This is a genomic window from Paenibacillus taiwanensis DSM 18679 (assembly GCF_000425125.1).
In the GTDB taxonomy this organism is placed as follows: domain Bacteria; phylum Bacillota; class Bacilli; order Paenibacillales; family Paenibacillaceae; genus Paenibacillus_B; species Paenibacillus_B taiwanensis.
Map to the genome: position 1 here is coordinate 104,513 of NZ_KE384306.1, position 21,417 is coordinate 125,929.

The 21,417-nt window shown below is 44.6% G+C and carries 17 protein-coding genes; 9 read left to right on the forward strand and 8 right to left on the reverse strand.

Annotated features, from left to right (window positions below; genetic code table 11):
- Positions 1-189: 189 nt before the first annotated feature.
- From H509_RS0109255 to H509_RS28550, 6 genes are all read left to right on the forward strand, one after another.
- Positions 190-795: a DJ-1/PfpI family protein gene (locus tag H509_RS0109255; RefSeq protein WP_036696874.1), complete on the forward strand. Its 606-nt coding sequence runs from the start codon at positions 190-192 to the stop codon at positions 793-795.
- A gap of 294 nt (positions 796-1,089) precedes the next feature.
- On the forward strand, positions 1,090-1,245 hold the full coding sequence (locus H509_RS28170; RefSeq protein ID WP_211234320.1) for a hypothetical protein: 156 nt from the start codon (positions 1,090-1,092) through the stop codon (positions 1,243-1,245).
- A gap of 374 nt (positions 1,246-1,619) precedes the next feature.
- On the forward strand, positions 1,620-3,452 hold the full coding sequence (locus H509_RS24780; RefSeq protein ID WP_084159136.1) for a methyl-accepting chemotaxis protein: 1,833 nt from the start codon (positions 1,620-1,622) through the stop codon (positions 3,450-3,452).
- A gap of 18 nt (positions 3,453-3,470) precedes the next feature.
- Positions 3,471-4,349, forward strand: a complete 879-nt coding sequence (locus H509_RS0109270) for an SDR family oxidoreductase (protein ID WP_028544844.1) — start codon at positions 3,471-3,473, stop codon at positions 4,347-4,349.
- A gap of 63 nt (positions 4,350-4,412) precedes the next feature.
- Positions 4,413-4,550: a hypothetical protein gene (locus tag H509_RS27965; RefSeq protein ID WP_169450882.1), complete on the forward strand. Its 138-nt coding sequence runs from the start codon at positions 4,413-4,415 to the stop codon at positions 4,548-4,550.
- Between the two features lie 140 nt (positions 4,551-4,690).
- Positions 4,691-4,822: a hypothetical protein gene (locus H509_RS28550; RefSeq protein WP_281169723.1), complete on the forward strand. Its 132-nt coding sequence runs from the start codon at positions 4,691-4,693 to the stop codon at positions 4,820-4,822.
- Here the strand turns inward: H509_RS28550 and H509_RS0109285 are convergent.
- From H509_RS0109285 to H509_RS0109300, 4 genes are all read right to left on the reverse strand, one after another.
- Positions 4,819-5,097, reverse strand: coding sequence for a hypothetical protein (locus H509_RS0109285; RefSeq protein WP_028544845.1), 279 nt, complete (start codon positions 5,095-5,097; stop codon positions 4,819-4,821). The two genes, H509_RS28550 and H509_RS0109285, sit on opposite strands and share 4 nt — an antisense overlap.
- A 146-nt stretch (positions 5,098-5,243) precedes the next feature.
- Positions 5,244-7,460 carry an ABC transporter ATP-binding protein gene (locus H509_RS24785; protein WP_084159137.1) on the reverse strand — a complete coding sequence of 739 codons (2,217 nt, stop codon included), beginning with the start codon at positions 7,458-7,460 and terminating at the stop codon, positions 5,244-5,246.
- Between the two features lie 43 nt (positions 7,461-7,503).
- Positions 7,504-9,243: an ABC transporter ATP-binding protein gene (locus H509_RS0109295; RefSeq protein WP_028544846.1), complete on the reverse strand. Its 1,740-nt coding sequence runs from the start codon at positions 9,241-9,243 to the stop codon at positions 7,504-7,506.
- A 514-nt stretch (positions 9,244-9,757) separates the two neighbouring features.
- Positions 9,758-10,210, reverse strand: a complete 453-nt coding sequence (locus H509_RS0109300; RefSeq protein ID WP_028544847.1) for a DUF441 domain-containing protein — start codon at positions 10,208-10,210, stop codon at positions 9,758-9,760.
- Between the two features lie 132 nt (positions 10,211-10,342).
- Here H509_RS0109300 and pcp point away from each other — a divergent pair, with 132 nt between their 5' ends.
- Positions 10,343-10,996, forward strand: a complete 654-nt coding sequence (gene pcp, locus H509_RS0109305) for a pyroglutamyl-peptidase I (RefSeq protein WP_028544848.1) — start codon at positions 10,343-10,345, stop codon at positions 10,994-10,996.
- 21 nt (positions 10,997-11,017) lie between these two features.
- Positions 11,018-13,381, forward strand: coding sequence for an RNA polymerase recycling motor HelD (helD, locus tag H509_RS0109310; RefSeq protein WP_245596014.1), 2,364 nt, complete (start codon positions 11,018-11,020; stop codon positions 13,379-13,381).
- 464 nt (positions 13,382-13,845) lie between these two features.
- On the opposite strand, the gene H509_RS0109320 is transcribed toward helD, so the two are convergent.
- From H509_RS0109320 to H509_RS0109335, 4 genes are all read right to left on the reverse strand, one after another.
- Positions 13,846-14,946 carry an AI-2E family transporter gene (locus H509_RS0109320; protein WP_028544850.1) on the reverse strand — a complete coding sequence of 367 codons (1,101 nt, stop codon included), beginning with the start codon at positions 14,944-14,946 and terminating at the stop codon, positions 13,846-13,848.
- 168 nt (positions 14,947-15,114) lie between these two features.
- Positions 15,115-16,032, reverse strand: coding sequence for a UDP-N-acetylmuramate dehydrogenase (murB, locus tag H509_RS0109325; RefSeq protein WP_028544851.1), 918 nt, complete (start codon positions 16,030-16,032; stop codon positions 15,115-15,117).
- A gap of 177 nt (positions 16,033-16,209) precedes the next feature.
- Entirely contained in the window at positions 16,210-16,854 is a 645-nt protein-coding gene (gene trhA, locus H509_RS0109330; RefSeq protein ID WP_028544852.1) for a PAQR family membrane homeostasis protein TrhA, read from the reverse strand.
- A 117-nt stretch (positions 16,855-16,971) separates the two neighbouring features.
- On the reverse strand, positions 16,972-19,203 hold the full coding sequence (locus tag H509_RS0109335; RefSeq protein WP_028544853.1) for a M1 family metallopeptidase: 2,232 nt from the start codon (positions 19,201-19,203) through the stop codon (positions 16,972-16,974).
- Between the two features lie 255 nt (positions 19,204-19,458).
- On the opposite strand from H509_RS0109335, the gene H509_RS26725 reads away from it, so the two are divergent.
- The gene (locus H509_RS26725; protein ID WP_051286919.1) at positions 19,459-21,105 is read left to right on the forward strand and encodes a polysaccharide deacetylase family protein; all 1,647 of its coding nucleotides are present in this window, start codon (positions 19,459-19,461) and stop codon (positions 21,103-21,105) included.
- Positions 21,106-21,417: the final 312 nt, after the last annotated feature.

The window sequence follows — 21,417 nt, forward strand, 5'->3', positions numbered from 1 at the left end:
CGAAGTTCCGTCAATTCTTTGTCCACCATAGCGTGGACTTTTTTGCTTTTAGGCTCATTAGTTGGGTGCATATCACAAAATTATTGTAAGTGTATGTCGAATTAAAAATAGCTCCTTTTAGTCATTTAACCTCTTTATACCAATTCATATAATGAACTTGTAAGAACTTATACTGGAGGAGGGTATATTATGCAAACATGGAAGGTTGGCATATTATTGTTCGATGAAGTAGAAGTGCTTGATTTTGCCGGGCCGTTTGAAGTATTTGCAGTGACGGCATTTAACCGCATGCAGCCCGATCATCACGAGCCGTTTCAGGTTACAACGATTTCGCAGACCGGTCAGTTGATAACTGCGCGTAATGGATTAAAGGTAACACCTGATTACAGCCTGGATACGGCTCCACAGTATGACCTTTTAGTCATCCCAGGGGGGAAGGGAGTTCGGCAAGAACTTCATAATCCGATCCTGATCGAATGGATTCGTAACCAGTATGAGTCCGTGCAATGGATGACATCTGTATGTACAGGCGCACTACTGTTAGCCAAGGCTGGCTTGTTAAATGGTTTGCAAGCTACGACACACTGGGGCAGCATTGAATGGCTGCGCACCGATTATCCTGAGGTACATGTGGTGGAAAACGTAAAATATGTCGATGAGGATCGTATCGTCACTTCAGCAGGTATTTCCGCAGGCATTCATATGGCATTACATATGGTTAGCCGGCTGCTGGGACGAGAGGTAGCCCGGGATACTGCACGCCAAATGGAGTATGATATTGAGCTGCCGTGTTAAGGAAGAGCAAGTGGTACGATCATGAATGCAGCAGGCTAACTGCGGTACTGAAAATCCAATTAAAGCTTATATCTGGCATAAGCGCTGAAATATAGAGTATAGGTTCGAAGCATAGATTAGGGAAAGGCAGGGATAAACATGGTCAAGCAGAGGTTATTTGCGTGGTTTGGAATTATAGTTATGTTATCCGTTACCGGATGCAATGCTCCTTCAGCCACAACTCAAAAACCCCCATTATCTGCTGACAGCCTACCTGCTAACAACACCGCTTCGTCGATAGACAAGAACTTTTTTATGTCATTTCAAGACTCCACAGGTCAGCAAATTTCTCTATCTCACAAACCAGCCCGCATCGTCATTTTGAATACAGAGGTACTGGAATTATTTTATCAACTTGGAGGTACAGCGGTTGGGCGAGCTACTGCCCCGGGTACACTAGTGCCGGAATAGGCTCAGTCAGTGAGGCACTATCCACAACCAACACCCCACTAGCTTTAATCAAAATGGACAGCTACGAAAATATTATCCAAACTGCAAAGATACAAGAAGCACCGATGTTTAACGATTTGCAAATGGTAACACAAATATAGGTAGTAAACAAAGAGGCTGGTTATCCCAGTCTCTTTATTATGTTGTGGAGAAATTTATGAATCGAATTAAATCGTAGTTCACTCTAGCACACACTTGGAGCATTCTCTGGTTAATTCGACAAAAACCGATAAAATTACAACGGATTCGGATTAAAATATGGTAAACATTCATCTCATTATGGTACAATGATTTTCATTATATGACAGATTTCAAGTCAAAAATATGGAATTTTTATGAAGAAAAAAAGGGGTCTGAGATGGATGGGTATATTTAGACGAAGCATTATTGCCAAGATGATTGCCGTTATAATCGTGATTGTGCTGCTGCTTTGCTCTGTATTGTTTGCAAGGCAATACTCGCAGCAACAAGAGATGTATATGGATTTTCTTGAACAGCGGTTAAAAGTGATGATGACGCTGCAAATTCAGGAACTTCAGTCATCTGTTAGACAAGTCTCTTATTCTTTTTCTGATTCCAAGACTAGCAAAGATTATGCTTCCAATCCTACCTTCCGTCTTATTCGAGAGAAATTGAACAGTCTAGTTAAAGAAGATATACATAATACGTTTATCGTAATGCCACCATCTAAAGAAGATTTGAGCAACAAAAAACTAAAGCTGGTTCAAGCGAGTAAGCAGTTTGAGTCAAGAGGTTATCCGCCTGGCAAGATGATTACGTTATCAGATGAATTAAATGACGCTTATGCAGCTATGTTACAAAAAGGTACTGCGATTACAAGTGATTTTAAAATAGGCGACAATTGGATCATTACAGCTATAGCACCAATTAAAAATGAGCAAGGTCAGACGTTAGCTATATTTGCAATTGATTTTGATTACACTCAGGTGAGAGCCGATCTCATGAGCACATTAATGGAGACGTTATGGATTGGATTGAGCATCATTTTTGTGGGGTTAGCTGTGCTCGTCTGGTATGTTCGCTTCCAATTACATCCACTTCGTCGTGTGCATCAACTGGCTGAACGTGCAGCTGAAGGAGATCTTACTGTACGACTGGATGTAAAAGGTGACGATGAGATCAGCAAAGTGGCTCATGTCTTTAATCAAATGATAGAGCGTCTTAGTGCTTTGCTAAAAGATGTACAGCGAGCCTCTGAAGGGGTTGCGGTATCTACCGCTGAGCTAAATAGTGGTGCTCAAGAAACGGCAGCATCCGCAATTGAGGTAAGTGCTTCTATGCAGCAGGTTGCATCGGGTGTACAAGTTCAACTGCAAAGCACCGCAGAAACGAAGCAAGCGATGCTAGAAATTACGCTTGGCGTACAGAACTTGTCTGAAACCTCAGCTGTAGTATTTGAACACATGAACGCTTCAGCAGAGCAAGCGCAAGCAGGGCGCCAAGTTATTACACGTACGGTAGAACAGATGGAGCGTATTCAAGACGCTTCACAGGATACTTATCAAGCATTAAATGAATTGTCGAAGGAAGTTCTGGAAATTGGTGATGCCGTGCAGTTTATTCAAGGGGTAGTGAAGCAGACAGAACTGTTGGCACTTAACGCTTCGATTGAAGCAGCACGTGCTGGTGAGCATGGTAAAGGGTTCCAAGTTGTTGCTGTTGAGGTTCGAAAGCTGGCAGAGCATTCGAAACATTCTCTGAATCATATTGTGCAGCTTATCGAACAGATTCATGCACGTAAATTAAAAACGGACCATGCAGCACAATCGCAACAAGGGGCAGTTGAAGCTGGTTTAACTGTTGTAAGGGATGCGGATAAAGCATTTATGCATATTGTGGATTCTGTTGAACATATATCAGAACAAGTAAAAGAGGGCAGCGTTATTGCTACTCAGATGTCAGCAGCCTGTGAAGAAATTACAGCCTCACTTGAGCAACTGACGGATATTGCCGTGCAGAGTAATTCCTATACGGAACGTGTGGCTGCTGCAACGGAGCAACAATCAGCTATGACCGAGCAGATGCGTGTTTCCGTGACCAATTTGCAGCAATTAAGCGAGCAGTTGGAGCGCCATTTAACGCACTTTAAAGTGGATGACCAACCTAGTGAGACAAAACAAGCAGTTGAAGAGGAAGTTAAGAATTAGGAATGGAGTGAACGTATAGTGGCTCACGCCAAGACGGTATGGATTACTGGAGCAGCCAGCGGATTTGGATTGCTGACAGCAGCCAAGCTGGCTCAATCCGGTTATGTTATTGTTGCAACGACGAGGCAGGCAGATGCACGGCGGGAACAGATTACACAATTCATAAGCCACTATACACAGCATGCAGTTGTTCACGTTTGGGAGCTTGATGTTCGGCATGAGGAGCAAGCTCAACAAATAGCTAAACAAATTATCGATCTCTACGGAAAAATTGATATTGTGATTAACAATGCAGGTTACGCGGCTGGGGGATTTGTTGAGGATGTGCCAATGCAAGCTTGGCGGGAGCAGTTTGACACGAATGTATTTGGAGCCATTCAAGTGTGTAAAGCGGCTATCCCTTATATGCGGGAAGCTCAAAGCGGCTGCCTGATACAAATTAGCAGCATAAGTGGGCGAATGGGGTTTCCTGGTCTGGGCGCCTATGTAGCCTCTAAATTTGCACTAGAAGGTTATAGCGAAGCTTTGTGTCTGGAAATGGCGCCTTATGGTGTAGATGTTGTACTAGTTGAGCCAGGAAGCTATCGCACAAATATATGGGAACGTAGTTTGGAGCAGATGCATGCTCCTGAGGGTTCTCCTAACCACTACTATGCTGGCAAGCTGCTTGCCAGTATGCAACAAAATGCCAGAACAGCTCCGGAACCAGATCCTGTTGTGAATTTAATAGTAAAAATTGCTAACACAGCAGACGGCAAGCGAAAGCTCCGCTATCCAATCGGTAAAGGCGTTCGTGCTGTATTGTTTAGTCGAATGCTGCTGCCTTGGAACGTATTTGAGCGAATGTTATGGAAAGCCATCGGGGTTGTCATACGGAGAAATAGGCATCATTCGTGAAATGTTGGCACGTTACATATTGCCCTTGCAGATGGACAGCATATGAGGTAGGGGGTGGTCATTATGCCTTACAACAGAGCTGACCGTATTCATCAGCTGCAAAACAAATCCAGATTTACGGAATCGAGCCTAACCTTAAAACCACATAAGGCGGCTCAGCGCGCACCAAGTCTAAATAACATTCCGAAGCAGGAATCGTAGCACTCTTCCTCCTTATTTTTTCTAAATGAAAGGGGTTAGCTGACATGGCGCACAAACAACAAGGGCATGCGAACCAGAACAAAAGTACACGTACCTCTGATGCCAATAATGCAAAAGGGAAGCACCGGTAAAGAAAACAGGTGCGAAGTCGTGGAGGTGGTGAAGTAACCACCTTTTTCATTCAAAACAAAGCCGTCATTCATGCGAAGCAGCGGAATGACGGCTTTGTTATTTATATTATGGATGATGAAGATGAAGCGGAAGTGGCTTAACTTGAAATACGTACTCTGCCAGAGCGTTTCATACCATGACTCATCACAATCTCAGCAGCCTTCAAACGTAATTCAGCATTTTCTGATTCCATCATTTCTTCCAGCACGTGCACGGCTTTGCCATATAAATAATTTTCGTTATCTTGCCAGTAAGCTGTTTCCGATTGCTTTCGCGTCTTTACTCTAGCGTACATCCAATAGGTTCGAGCTGTGTTCTCGATTTGGGTCTGATTCATTTGTTGTAATGTTTCTGCGGTATACCAATTTAAATGCATAATAGCATTTCACTCCTTTAATCATGTAACCTGCAAAGGTCATTCTCGGAATGGTACAGGGGGCTACAATGCACCCTGTACCATCTCCTATTCATATAAAATCAAGCTTTATAGGTGCTGCATTTATTTTGTTAACAAACAACTGTTCATTTATATGCAGCAGAGGCTGGTTTCGCTTGCGCATTTGCTGTACGACGCGTTTGATTGCGTTTTTCATTAGATGTATCTGTGTTATGCGCAAGTGCGTCGTCTTCTACTTCCTCGTCTCCGAAGGGAGCAAGCGGCGGCTCACTAAGCTGATCGCTTTGTACTTGACTTTCTGCCTGAGCACCAAATTGCAGCTGGTACATTCGATAGTAGCGACCTTCCATAGCCATAAGCTCCTCGTGAGAGCCACGCTCTACGATTTCTCCGCGATGGAGCACAAGAATAAGGTCAGCACTTCTTATCGTTGACAGTCGATGGGCGATAATAAATGTAGTGCGGCCGCGCTTCAGCACCTCAAGTGCTTCTTGAATAATCGCTTCCGTTTCTGTATCGATATTTGCCGTTGCCTCATCCAGAATGAGTATAGAAGGCTCGAAAGCAAGGGCACGAGCAAATGAAATCAATTGGCGTTGGCCTGCTGACAAGGTGCTTCCCTTCTCAACAACCGGCTCATCAAGGCCTTTGGTTAATGTTTTTAAGACACGATCAGCTCCGACAGCCTTTAGCGAAGCTTCGACCTTTTCCCGGGAAATGCGTGGATCGCCCAGGCTTACGTTGGATTCAATAGTCCCAGTAAACAAGTAAGGATCTTGCAGCACGATGCCCATGTGCTGCCGCAGCCATTGCTTAGGAATGTCACGAATTACGTTGCCGTCAATTCGGATTTCCCCTTGCTGCGGATCATAGAACCGGAATAATAAGTTCATAATCGAGCTTTTTCCTGATCCGGTGTGGCCGACTAAAGCGACGGTCTGACCTGGTTTAGCTTCAAAATGAATGTTTTTTAATACAAAATCTTCTTTATAAGCAAAGGACACTTGATCAAATTCCACATGTCCCTTATAACGAGGCATCGAGCCGTCATGTCGTTCTTCCCCTTGCTCATCCATCAATTCAAATACACGTCCTGCCGAAACGATGGACTGATCCAACGTAGCCAACTGGTTTACCATACCAGTCAGCGGATGGAACAAGCGGCTAAGCAAGTCTGTAAAGGCATAGAGCACTCCTAACGTGACGATACCTGTAGCACTTAAAGATGCACCTGCGAAATACCAAAGCACAAAAGCAAAGGTGATATTACGCAGCACGTTAACAAGATTGTGCGAGGTGTAGGCATTAAGAGACAACATTTTGTTGGAGTAGGTCAAATAATCTTCATTTAATTTTTCGAATTCATCCATCGTTTCTTTCTCGCGACGAAATGCCCGAATGACCGGCATGCCTTGAATTGATTCATTAATGATGGCATTTATCGCGCTAAGACGAGACCTAATTACAAGATTATACTTTGTGGCAAAACGACGATATAATACGATCCACACTAAAATGATTGGCACAAGCACCAAACAACTTATGGCAAGCTTCGTATCCAAAATAAATAAGGCAACATATATACCCGTGATCGTAATAATGCCGGAAGTAAAGTTAGAAAGCACGGCAACAAACAAGTCCTTGACAGCTTCCGTATCGTTCGTGATTCGAGAAACCACTTTGCCTGCTGGCAAGTTGTCAAAGTAAGGAATAGGCAGTCGCTGTACATGGGCGTACACATCACCACGAAGCTTGCGAATGACTTTGTTGGCCGCTGTCTGTAGGCCGAGAATTTTGCCGAAGCTCATTATAATACTGACGGCAAGCAGGAGAACATATATACCGAGCCAGTAAAGGATGCCTCTAATCTCCGGTTCGTAAAATACGAGCAACTGGGATAAAGGCAGCGGCTGTGCAGCGGTCTGCCACACCTGGCCTTTGGCAGTGATCTTTAGTGTGCCATTCTCATACTCACGTACACCTGTAGCATTAGGCGCTTCGCCAGATAGGAGATAGAAAGACTTTCCAACCTGCAAAATCTGGATGGCGTTGCCCTTTGGCTCATTAGGTTCGAAACGGTCGGCACGCTTATAGGTTACACCGTTAAACGATACGTTGTCCTTGGATGCTGTTTGAGTGACGTAATAAGGCTGCTCAATGCCGATAATATGTCGATCTATAATGGCTTTGGCGATAAACGGTCCTGATAATTCGGCTGCTACCGCCAAAGTAAGCATAAGCAGCGCAAGGATAAAGCTGCCTTTAAAGTGCAGCGCGTATTGCCATAGCCGTTTCCCGACATGACGCTTCTTTACGGCTTCTTCTTGCTGTTCAATATGCATAAGAGGTAGTTCCTCCAGTCTATTTAGAAAATGTGAATTTCATTTATAGTGATGATTCCAACTGCTGGCGCATGTATTGCTCTTTATACCAGCCGTCTTGTGCCATTAATTGCTCGTGAGTACCCTGCTCTACAATTTGCCCATCATCGAGCACGATAATGTTATCGGCGTGTTCAATCGCAGACAAACGATGCGTCGTAATCAAAGTGGTTTTGCCAGCCCGTTGTTCACGAATGTTTTGAATAATATTCGCTTCTGTACGGGCATCAACGGCTGACAAGGCATCGTCCAATATGAGCACTTCTGAGTCCGAAATAAAGGCACGTGCAAGTGAGACACGCTGTTTTTGTCCACCAGATAAAGCGACACCCTTTTCACCGACCAACGTCTCGATCCCATCAACAAGTGTAGGGATGTCATGTGTAAAGGAGGCAAACTCAATCGCATCATACACATCCTGCTCACTGCCGTTTGGATTTCCATACTTAATATTTTCCTTAACCGTCTTGGAAAATAAAATTTGCTCCTGTGGTACATAGCCAATCCAGCTTCGAATTTGGTCAAGTGGCACACGTTCAAGTGCCGTTCCATTAACGAGCAATTGTCCATCACCGATCGGATACTCCCGCAGCAATTGCTTCACGAATGTAGATTTACCACTTCCGGTGCGTCCGACGATGCCGAGTGTTTGCCCTTTCCACAGTGTTAGCGTCACATCGTTAAGATTGGTGAACGTGGAGGAAGGATATTGGAAGCGATAATTTCGCCATTCTATCAGGTCTGGAACCGCAACCGCTTCTGTCTCAGAGGCGTCCTCAACGTCAGGTTTGTAATGCAGTGTTTCATTGACACGATCAAGAGAAGCATTACCTCGCTGCATAATATTAATTAGCTCACCGATGGCAAACATCGGCCATATAAGCATGCCGAGATACATATTAAAGGCGAGCAAATCGCCAATTGATATTTCCTGATGAATGATCAAGTACGCGCCATAACCTAGACCGATCATATAACTGAGGCCGATGCAGAATCGGATCGTCGGATCAAACAAGGCATCGATTTTGGCTACATTTACATTTTTCTGATACACATCCTGAGTAATGTTACGGAAATGTTGCTCGTCGTTTCGTTCCTGCACATAAGCCCGAATAACACGGACACCACCAACGGATTCAAGCACTTGGTCATTCATGCCGCCGAATGCATCCTGTGCAATAGTATAACGTTCGTGAATTTTTTTGCCGAACACTCTCATTGCGACCGCAATAATAGGGAGGGGCAATAACGCCATCAAAGTCAGTTTCCAATGGATCAAAAATACCATCGCAAACAGCACAACGAGCAGAAAGGCAGTTGAATCCGTCAGCAGCAGCATTCCGAATCCTGCTGTTTGGGATACTGAGCGCAAGTCGTTTGTTGCACGTGCCATCAGATCACCCGTACGGTATTTCTCGAAAAATGGCGGTGTCATCTTCAGGAGCTGCCGCATAAATTTGGAGCGGAGCTTGCGTTCAACGAGAAAGGCGCCACCAAAGAGCAAATACATCCATACATAAGTAACGATGTAAATGATAACCATCGAGACTAAAATATATATCAGATAACGAGTAAGCAAATCCCAAGTAATCGTTCCGTACACGATTTCATCAATCGCTTGACCGAGCAGCCGTGGTGGAACGAGTTCAAGTGCACCTATCGCTACTAGTAAAGTGATACCTACGATGTAACGGGTACGGTGCTCACGAAAGAACCATCCGAGTTTTTGTAATACGCCTAGCATTGATTCTCACTTCCTTTTCATTTTGGAAAAATAAAGTAATATGGAACAAAAAAAGGTATATCGTCGTAAACGATATACCTTGTGGGCAACAGGTTATATAGGCGTACGAGCGTGGGAGCCCGCACATTATGATGGATTGATGCGGAGAAAGAAAGAATAACAGAGAGTCAAGGCAGGTTATGAATTATGACCTTGAATGTCATCTGATGTTCTTGTTCCTTCTAGTGCTGCAATCGATCAGCAGGGCTCCATATATGATGTTGTGTGGTGATCATCGCGTCTTTACGATGCTTACTTGTATTGATGAACAACATGGAACTCACCTGCCTCTCTTGTAATGTATGTACGTTGTCGTACCTGCTTTGTTGATTCTAGCACTGCCTTTTAATTATTGTCAATCCATTTTTGTACATTTTTTTATGCAGAATAAGGTTACCGTGTCTTTAATCCATAGCCTATTGTATGATTTGCCTGTGTAGTTTATTCGTCGTATGATGAGTGATGAGCTCAACAATTAAGACTTTCCAAGCAGCAAAGATAAAATACCAGCGGCAATTAATGGACCGACGGGAACCCCTTTAAACAAAGCTACGCCAATTACTGTGCCAACAAGCAGCCCTGCAACAATCGTAGGGGACTGGCTCATCAGGTTGACGCCTCGGCCACCCAAATAGGAAACAAATATGCCAATCGCTATAGCTAGAAGTGACTTCCAGTTAAGGAAAGAACCCGCTAGTGTTTCCAACGTATATTTACCGCTTGCAATTGGCGCCATAACGCCAATCGTTAGTATAATGATGCCAATCGTGAGCCCATATTTCTCAATCCAGGGGAATATAACTTGTAAGTTAGTTACACGCATTAGCAGTAATACGACCATTGCAATGGTCACGGTGGAGTTGCCGCTAAGCAACCCGAGTCCAGCTAATCCTAATAGGATGAGGGAGGGGGTATCTACATGTGTCATCGTCTTTTTATGCTCCTTTCCATCCGATTAACCATATCACAATTAACAAGTGTTGCAAAATAAACCATGATACGTCGCGGCACATCGATTTGTGTTCCATCTTAATTCGAAGAAAGGATCGTGTAACGCCATATGAAACGTATACTTCTTACAGGTTTCGAACCTTTTCAACAGGAAACGATCAACCCATCTTGGGAAGCTGTCAAACAGTTAGACAGTCAAATAATCGGTCATTATGAGGTAATGGCAAGACGGCTGCCAACAGCGTTTTATCCCGCCAAGTCGCAAATACAAACTTATTTGCAGGAGCTGCACCCCGAAGTCGTCATTTGTGTCGGCCAAGCGGGAGGCAGGCCGGATATTACGTTGGAACGAATTGCGATTAACCTAATCGATGCTCGTATCCCTGATAATGACGGAGTGTCCCCGATTGATGTTCCCATTGAAGCGGACGGTCCAGCCGCCTATTGGACCAATCTTCCGATTAAAGCAATGCGGTCTGCTATTCAAGGGGCAGGGGTGCCGTGTTCCATTTCATATTCAGCTGGAACTTATGTGTGCAATTCTACTTTTTACGCTTTAATGCATGCGATTGAATCATTCGGTCAAAGCTGCCGCGGTGGATTTATACATATTCCTTTTCTGCCTCAGCAAGCGACTGCGCATGTAGGTAAAGCCAGTATGTCTTTGGACGATATGGTACGTGGATTACACGCTGCAATTGCAGCTGTAGATGATGAAGAAATTGTACATGTGAGTGCCGGAACGTTACATCATGAGCAATAAGAACAGGAGCGGATTACAGTAGTGAGTAATGACATGTTAGAGACGGATCGATTACAAGAGGTAAGCAAGCTGCGTTATGTGCTTGACGTAATGGAGCGTCACATCAATCATTTGCAGCAGACGAGCGAAGAGCAGCAGCACGAAATCGTGGAGATGAAGCGGAATTTCTGGGATGGAGTGTCGCTTGATCAGGACGATATGTTTGAATCGTATGTTAGTGTGATGCAGCAGGCGCAAGATTTGGCCAATCATGAACGGGTGCAGGCGCATGCTGGCAAGCTGCTCCAAAAGTTGAATCAGCACAAGGACAGTCCCTATTTTGGTCGGATTCAGTTCCGTGAGGATGGTGATGACGAGACTTTGGATCTCTACATCGGACTGATGTCGCTGACGGACGATCAGGCGGATACACATCTGGTGTACGACTGGCGCACACCGATTGCCAGCTTGTTTTATGACTATGCAGCAGGTCCTGTACAGTATCGGACCCCTGCTGGCCTAATTACAGGCGAAATGCCGATGAAGCGTCAATTCGTCATACGAAGTGGTCGGCTGGAGGCTGTATTTGATACGGGCATCCAAATCGGTGATGACATGTTACAGGAAATGCTGACAAAGAGCAGCGACACAAAGATGCGAAGTATCGTTAGTACAATTCAACAAGAACAAAATGCAATTATTCGAGATGATAGCCATGATGTGTTAATTGTGCAAGGCGCAGCAGGCAGCGGCAAAACATCAGCAGCGATGCAGCGAATCGCTTATTTGCTGTACAAGTATCGCAACAGCATTCGTTCGGAGCAAGTGGTGTTATTTTCCCCGAATGACCTATTTAATGATTATGTGTCCAACATTTTGCCTGAGCTAGGGGAAGCTAATATGTCACAGACCACGTTCCACAATTATTTGGAACATCGGTTGCATACGCGTTGGCAGCTTGAGGATTTGTATGATCAAGCTGAACGTATGATGAGGACATCGGCTCAGGCAGCGGCCCTGCAAGCGGCTGCGCCATCCATTGAATACTCTCCCGCTCCCATGAAGTCAGATGATCCAGCAGCTGCTAGCGTTACTGCCCGGGTGGAACTGGCGTCGGCTCGTTGGAAAGCGTCTTTTGATTTTATGCAGGTTATGGATCGTTATATTGACCATCTTACTCAAAAGGGGATGCAATTTGTAGCGCTGGGAACACCAAAACGAACGATTGTGACTCAGGAAATGATGGCGGAACAGTTCTACGGTGAATTAGCGGATTGGACGCTTACGGGTCGGTTGCATAAGCTTCAGGAATGGGTTAACCAATATGTGAAGCGGTGGGCTAAAGCGGAGGAGCAACGTGTATACAACAAACTGCTGAAAAAAAATCAATATATCGGTACAGAGCAAGAAATGCGGGATATAAGTCGGAAGCAGGTTCGCAAATGGGTGCAGCGTATGCGTCGCCAAATTCGCGTATTTGGCTTTGTGGATTGGGAGAGCATGTACGTAAGTTGTATGCAGCAGCTCGGTCATTGGGTCACGGAGGCTCAGCCTGCTAGAGCTATGGGCGATAACGATTTACCTGATACGAAGCTTGCTGCTCAGATTGGACTCTATACGGCCAAGCGATTAACCGAGCAAGGGATATTGCCATTTGAAGATACGTCTCCATTCCTCTATCTCATTGAAAGAGCACAAGGGTTTCATACGTTTAATCACATTCGCCATGTTGTCATTGATGAAGCCCAGGATTATTCGCCCTTTCAATATGAGCTGTTAAATCGGTTATTTCCTCGCAGTCGTTTTACGATTTTGGGGGATTGGAACCAAGCCATTTATGAAGCAAATCGGGTAAATTCGGTTGAAATGGTGCAGCAAATGTTCAAAGAACGAAAGACGAACATTGTTCGTCTGACCAAGAGTTATCGTTCTACGAAGAACATTACGGAATATGCGCAGCGTATTGTACCGGATGGAGAGCCTGCGCAAGCCTTTAATCGTTCTGGATCGGCTCCACGTTTATATGTAGTGGAGACTAAGGAGGAACGGCTGGCAACAGCAGTTAAGCTGCTGTTAGAGTTGGAGCGAACGGGGGCAGGATCTGTCGCACTGATCACGAAAGATGAAGCGACAAGCGCCTATTTATTTGAACTGCTGCATAAGCAGTTCCCGAATATACGACAAGTGACGAAGTTTACGCGGCAATTTGCGGCAGGTTATTGGGTCATGCCTTCATACTTGGCAAAAGGGCTTGAGTTTGATGCGGTCATTATATTTGATGCGGATCAGACATCTTATGGCAATGAAACTGATCGCAAGCTGCTGTATACTGTGTGCACGCGTGCGCTGCATGAACTGCACTGTATTGCGCTGAACGAACCGTCTAGCCTGCTGCCTTCTTTATAAGGCTTACTTTATGGGAAGGAGGCAGGAGTCCTTAATGCGTGGATGAAGAAACAGCATAAGGACACCTGCGAGCGATGCGGGAGGGAAGGTGTGTTCTCACGGGGGAGGAAGAACGGTGGGGGGATTGACATGTTTAACATATGTCCCGCCGCCGCTGTGTGATTGGAGTATCGCCTATGATGCCGCCCAGATTTGTGAGTGTGCTAAATTACGGGGCTCAGTAAGCTCCCGCTGCCCCAACGCTACATGCATTCATGGATCGGTGTTTAGCTCTCTTGTGATGTGTATAAAGCAAGGGTGAAACCAATACAATAGCTTCTGTAAACACCGATAACCTCCAGCATTCGCTTGAATGCGGCGCTGGAGGTTATCGGTATATTTTGCTTCTGCTTATTCACTTGTGTTTGCGAGTAAGTTGGCTGTGTACGGTGGATACACAGTTAAATATCGATTGATACAGACGGCTAACGTGTCGCCAGCTTCGTATCGATCAAGGAGTCAATAGCCGTTTTGATTACAGCTACAATTGGTACAGCAATAAACATGCCAAGTACGCCGAAGAAGCCGCCACCAATTATAATTGCAAAAATAATCCAGATTGGCCCCATTCCGACTTTGTTGCCTACAATTCGTGGACCGATAACATAACCGTCCAGCTGCTTCACAAGTAATATAAACAGTGTAATCCACAAAGCCTTGACTGGAGCGACAAATAACGTGATCAGCCCGACAAATATCATCCCAATAAACGGACCGAAGTAAGGAATAACGTTTGTAATGGCTACAATCAAACTGGATAACAACGTGTACGGAGAGCCGATAAGTAGCAGTCCGATACAAACGATCGTACCTACCACAATCGCATCCAATATAACACCAACAAAATATTGTGAGAATACGTTATCTATACGTTTGACTAAATAAAGAAACTTATCTGCCCATTCTTTGCGGAACAAGGCGTAGATGAGCTTACTTGATCCCTCAGCCAGCTTTTCTTTATCTTTTAGCAAATAAATAGACACGATAAAGCCGATGACCAGATTAAGTACAGCCGTAGTTAACGTGTAGAGGCTTGACATTAAGTTATCTAAAATTACTTTTAGAAACTCACTAATTTGACTAGGCAGTGAGCTTAGATACGTTCCGTTCTGCACATCAATACCCGTTTTAATAAACCAGTCTTGCTCAATGACGTGAGAACGGAGCCAAGCTTCCGTGCCTGAGATGTAGGTAGGCAGACCGGCAAGCAGTGTGCTGACACTTTCAATAACACGAGGTGTAACTACGGTTATTAAAAGAATAATAAAGCAAATAAACAAGGCATACACGATTAAAATGCTGTACAGTCGTTTGCGCTTTTGTTTCTTCAAGACTCTGGCTTCCAGTACATTTACAAGCGGGCGCAGTAAGTATGCGATAAAGCAGGCGATAATAAATGGCGTCATCATGGAGAAGAGTGACCCTATGGCGTGCAGTACAGCATCAATGTTATCGATAAATTTATATAACAGCACTGCAATGGTAAAGAGACCTAAGTAATATAACGTTCTGTGATTTCTAAACATGTAAAGCTCCTTAGTTGACTTATTTCGGTAGGTATGCGCTAAAAATGTAGTAAATATTATTAAGTATAGTAGATGGCAACACGTGTACGCAATCTTTCTATTTACATGCAAAAGCCGCACAATAATATTTTCACTGTGCGGCTTGCTTTAACGTTATTTGTGCACCATCTATTCGTCTTCCCCGATAATTCGAACTTCCGTCTCTAGCTGTACACCGAACCGTTCGTTCACGGTTTGCTGTACATGACGGATGAGCGCAATATATTCGCTTGCCGTGGCGTCTTGGACGTTCACGATAAAGCCCGCGTGCTTTGTTGAGACCTGCGCTCCGCCGATCTGTACGCCTTGCAGCGCACAATCTTGAATAAGCTTTCCTGCGAAGTATCCCGGTGGGCGCTTAAACACGCTCCCGCACGAAGGGTATTCCAGCGGTTGCTTGGATTCACGCTGCTCGGTTAATTCATCCATCTTTGCTTTAATGGTATCGTGTTCCGCTGGGACAAGCTGGAACGTAGCCTCTAGTACGATGTAACCGTTCGTACCGATGTTGCTGTGCCGGTAGCTTAGTTCCAACTGCTCTTTAGTTAAGCGCAGCAGTTCGCCTTCTGGAGTAAATACGAGGGCGCTAACGAGTACATCAGCAATCTCGCCTCCGTACGCTCCGGCGTTCATGTACAGGGCTCCTCCTACGGAGCCAGGGATGCCGCAGGCAAACTCTAAGCCGGACAGGTGATGCGTCAAGGCAGAGCGGGACACGTCGATAATTGCTGCGCCACTTTGTGCGATCAGGGTATCCGATTCACGGATGATGGCATTAAAGTGATTCAAGTTAACGACAATGCCACGAATCCCACCATCCTTCACGATCAGGTTAGAACCGAAGCCGAGTATCGTCAACGGTAATTGATGTGTGCGGGCAAACGACAAAACAAGCTGTAATTCTTCATAGTTAGCAGGTGTGACATACAAATCGGCTTTGCCGCCCATCCGGGTATAAGTATGCTGCTTTAACATTTCATCGCACTTCAAGGAAGATTCTGAAATTAATTCACGCAACTGACGATAACGTTCTAGTAGGTTATGCATGCTTTTCCATCCTTACGTATCTTTTTGGCATATCCATTATAACCAATCCCCTCGCTACAGGCTATGCACAGATATAGGCGAATGGTGTGCAATAAACGTCAATTGTATGGATTTATGTAATAGACAGACACAAAAAAGTCCTGCACCAGACAAGGAAAGCAGGACAGGATTAATCTTTTATGGAATTTGGACAAGTGTCAGTACAGAGAAGAAGTGTGCGAGTGATCCCGCTAATACGAACAAATGCCAAATCATATGATGGAATGGAAATCCGCGCCATACGTAAAAAATCGTGCCGACCGTATACAGAATTCCTCCTGTAATTAACATATTTAATCCGATTGCAGGCATGGTCGCTACAAGCGGCTCCCAGGCAAGCACAATAATCCAGCCCATTACGATGTACAGAGCAGTAGAGGCGAATAGGAACTTCTTCGTAAAGAAAGCTTTAAAAATGACACCACCGACCGCAATTCCCCAAACAATACCAAACAAGGTCCACCCGAGCTTGGGCGGAAGTGCGATTAGCACTAATGGTGTGTAAGTGCCGGCAATAAAGAGGTATATGGACGAGTGGTCAAACGTCTCGAACAAATCTTTGACTTTCCCCTCAGGAAAACTGTGTACCAACGTTGAGGCTGTATAAAGCAACAGCATCGTAACGCCGTATATCGTAAAGCTGACGATATGAATCGGTCCGCCATACAAAGCTGCAAATACGATGAGCAAGGTGAGTGCTGCGATGCTCATGACTACGCCTATACCATGCGTGATGGCATTCGCAATCTCTTCACCCCTAGAATAGGTATGGGTATTAGCCAACTTGGATCACTCCTTCTTCAGACGGTATGCCCTGCTATGCAATTAGCAGGGCACCATTACAATTCGTGATAATTCTATTGTATCGGAGTGTAGACCGTCCTGCAAATGAAGGAAGTGTTAATTTGAATCCTCCGAATCTTCAAATAGTTTGGCGATTGGATTCTCGAACTTTTTCTGCTTCCAGATTGACCCGTCGGACTTTTGCACGATAAACGGATAGTAATGATTGGTTACCATCAAGGTTTTAGGCCCGATGCCTGTCATAAAAGGCTCTGCCCCCTCTTTGGAGAGGTGGTCATCTGTCCAAAAATAATGGACGACCATTCGTTCCTTGTTGTAAGGATGCAGCAGGCCATAAGCACCTTGAAGACCTGGCTTGTTCATCGTTTCTTTCCAGTCGAAGCCAGTGCGTGCAGAATTAGCGATAACACTTGCTTGCAAGGCTTGAGTGAATGCATTGTGCTTGGCATTGCCAATTACAATAACGTTACTTTTAGCCAGTGTTGTCTCCAACTGTTTCTTAATGGTTTGGCGGTTATGGATGACATCTGCTTTCACGCCAAAGGATTGGAACATCGATTGCAGCTGTGCAGCGAGCATATTCTGCTGCGCTTTAGCTTCCTTACTGGCGGGATCTCCCACGACGATTGTAAGCGGTTCGTCATGAAGCGCCTTAAGCATCAGCTTGTATATCGTCTCTTTTGGCAGCTGCGGATTCGATTCATCTACGCTGTCGAACATTTGTTTAATGGAAAATTTCATAAAGGCTTGCTTTTCAGCTTCAGACATTTGATACTCCGGCTTTAGCTCAAAGTTAGGCTTGTTCAGGTTAGCGTCCATACGGTCGCGTATGGATTTGCCCAATTGATCTTCTATCGTCTGCAGCAGCCCGCTAACGGTTGCGTTGCGATAGGCATATCGATTGAAATATTCTTTCATAAATGTGTCAAATCGTTCAGCTCCAGCCATTCGATACAGCTCATAAATAGCAAGGCGTCCCTTTTTGTAATATACAGCATCTGGCGAATCGCCAACATGATGGTTATCAGAATTTATGGCAACGTCCATCGGATAGTCATCAAAACGAACACTATCAAAGCCGCTGCTCTTGCTGCCCTGTTCATTATAGAAATAAGTCATCGCGAAATCAGCGAATCCTTCATCTAAAAATGACTCCTGCTCGGAATTGTTACCAATAATGGAGTGGAACCATTGGTGAGCGATCTCATGGACAAAGGCAGTGTCATTTTCAGGTACAGCTTTTGAGGATACAAGTCCCATTTGAATCATTCGGGAAAACTCAACAGCTACACCCTCAACATGGGATTCAACTATACGGAAATCGGGATAGTCGTATTTGCCAAATTTGCTACTAAAAAATTCGATTGCTTGAAACGCACGATCTATATATTGGTTAATAACGGCAGTCTTAGCTGGATCGTTATTATCGTTATAGTATACATACTCCACGGTAAGTCCATTTTTTGTTTTGCTGGCTTTATGATACTTTTCGCTTGAGAAAAATACGAACTCCCGTGTTTTGTCTGACTTGGTGGACACTAATTTGCGGCCTGCTTCTGCTTGCTGCTCGGACATTTGACCAGGCATAGCAAGCTGGAGCTTGTCCGGCACATTCAAACGAACGTTATAATCGGCAACATCGTAATAATCCGATTCAAATGTGGTGCTGTAAGGTACTTTGTTCCAAGCGTGGGCCTGTTCATTATAAACCGACATCACAGGGAACCAATGGGCACCGTTAATAATATCCTTCTGGTAAGAAAGGCGCTGCGCCCCAAATGGAATCTTCGTTTTGTAGGTTAAAACGAGTGTCACTTCTTCGTCTTTGAGAAGAGGCTTCTCCAATTGTACCGTTAAGGACTGCTGTTCATTAATTGTCGTTAATGTGCGACCACTAGTGGAGTCTTTAACGCCAGTAATATCGATACCGCCTAGGAAATCGGCTGGTTTTTTGTCAGGATGCTGCTTGGTTAGCTCTTCGTTTGTACGGGCAAACATTTGTGGTTGCGTATCTTTGGAACGGTGTGCATCTGCGAATAGATGGAACACAACGTCGTTTAATTTGTCAGATGAGGTATTACGATAGGTTACCGTTTGCTTACCCGTAATCGTCATATTATCGGTGTCAAGCTTGGCATCAATCTCGTATTTAACGTGCGCCTGCACCTGTTCAGGTGTCTGGAACGTCGTCTTTATAGTTGAAGTAGATTCAGCAGTTGGTGCGGCATATGTCGTGCCCGCATTGGTCAAAGTTCCTGCGATTAAGCTAAATGCCATTGCCACTGCCAAAACCATTTGTAAACGTTTTTTGCCTGTAAGTTTTGTCATTTGTCACACTCCCAAGTTGTCTCTTCTTTATGTTATATTTCACATCCTAATGCAAAAAACAAGTGAGGTCGAGGGAATCCCCTTACTGGAACCTTACAGTATTGCAACTTGACAATGAACGTCTTTATTGACACTCCAATTAATAGATGGTATTTTTCCATAAACAACGTTTTATCTACTAAAATGACTCCTTAGACCCACACTATGATAGCGATCCCTTTCACAGTAAACCCCATTACAAGGAGCTGAGACAACATGTTCGTGTTAGATTCCAGATCTCCCGAAGCACGTATCGTTAAAGAGATACCCCTATCAGACGAAGGGTGTCGTTATGTATGCCTGACGCTAGATGATGGACCTGATCCCCAGTACACCCCCATTATATTAGACATTTTAAAAGAGTATGGTGCTAAAGTTACGTTCTTCTCGCTAGGCAGAAATGCAGTGAATTATCCTGAGCTTGTGCAAAGAGCATATGAGGAAGGACATGAGATTGCCAATCATACGTACAGCCACCCAGAACTTCCTACCATTACGATAGAACAAGTACAAGCAGAGATTAGACAAACAGAAGAACTGCTCAGTTCCATCACAGGCCAACATACGGCTTTATTTCGACCGCCATACGGGAAATACAACGATGAAGTGCTGAATGCAGTTGAAGAGATGGGGTATACCGTCATTTTATGGTCTGATCCGCTTGAGATGATGGATTGGGAACTGCCAGGATCTGATGTGTTGGTGAAAACGGCGTTGGATCATGTGGAGAACGGGTCCATTATGTTGTTGCACGATGCTGGAGGAGAGCGGGGCCAAACAGTAGAGGCAATTCGTCAGCTATTGCCGCTGCTTATGGCAAGAGGCTATCAGTTCGTGACTGTTAGCGATCTTCTGGAACGTGCTAAAGTCCAGCGCAAGGAGAGCGCAAATGTTAAGGCGCTTATCCCGCGATACGATGAGTCTTTTTTAAATTGCACAGAAGGCCATGTTATAAGTTATTTTGCGAATGAACGGATTCCCGTCGAATGGCTGTTCTATTCCACTTGGGAGCCAAGTGCCCGAATATTCGAGCATTTTATTCAAAAGAGAGATAATCGTTGGCATTATCCCTCTACGTGTGGCGCGAGATTACAGCATGACTTGCCTCTGCTCGGGGTGTCTATGCATATGTATCCTTATCAAAGCTTTGAAGCGGCGGCAGATGATTTGCGTAAATGGGTGGGACAAGGTCGCGTCGTGTTTCTGTTTATTAACGGTTATTATTTTGAGCATCGTGTATATTCCTACAAGAAGCTGCACGAAACTCATAACGTGATGATTACGGGGGTAAGCGATACCGTTGAGGGGACGTTTTGGTTTATTCAGGACCATGCTCAGCCAGACTTTTATGACTACTACGCACATGCTATCGTTCAGGTAGGTTTTGATGATAATCAGTGGTCCAAGCACCCGAAAGGGCTGATGATTAGTGATATCAATCGTGAGTTGGCAAATGCGCCGAATCGTCACACATTTCTGGAGCGATATCGGAAATGGCTGGATGCTTATGAGGATGACTTTTCTTTTTATGACTATATACAAGAATACGTGGTGAAGATCGGACGGAACGGGCAGGGAACGGAACAACTGGCTGGGCACGTATATGATGCGTTCCATTTTATTGCGAGTGCTCGCCGTTTGTTTGTTCGTTTTCTGCTCGTGGCACAGATATATGAGGCCAAGCAAGTGGCTGATGTGCATCGTATTATTGGATTGTTAGAGGGCAATCTGGCGGATCTCGACGCTTATCGCTCAGGCGGCAGCTTTCCACTAAACGAGATTATTGGCAGATGCAGGGAGCTTAAGTGGCTGGAGCAAGATGTATTACATAACTTGAAGCGGCAGTATCAACTCCAATCATAAAAATGAGAACTTAATTTAAGGATACTTAAGAGGGCACTTGCTAAGAGTGTCCTTCTTTTTGTACATAACAGTCGTCTAATCAGTCCTCGGTTTTTTTGCTTGGCATGAGTACACAACTGGAGCAACAAGATAAAATTTTATCCGTTCCGTATGACGACCTGTAATAAACTTCCCATGTCGCACCTTCAAATGTACCGTTTTTATATCTTTTATCGATCTCCGTTAATTTTGTTCATATTGTTTATGAAATGAGGGTTCCCTTTTGCCAGTCAAACAAGGTAACGTAGACGATGTAAGCACAGGTATACAAAT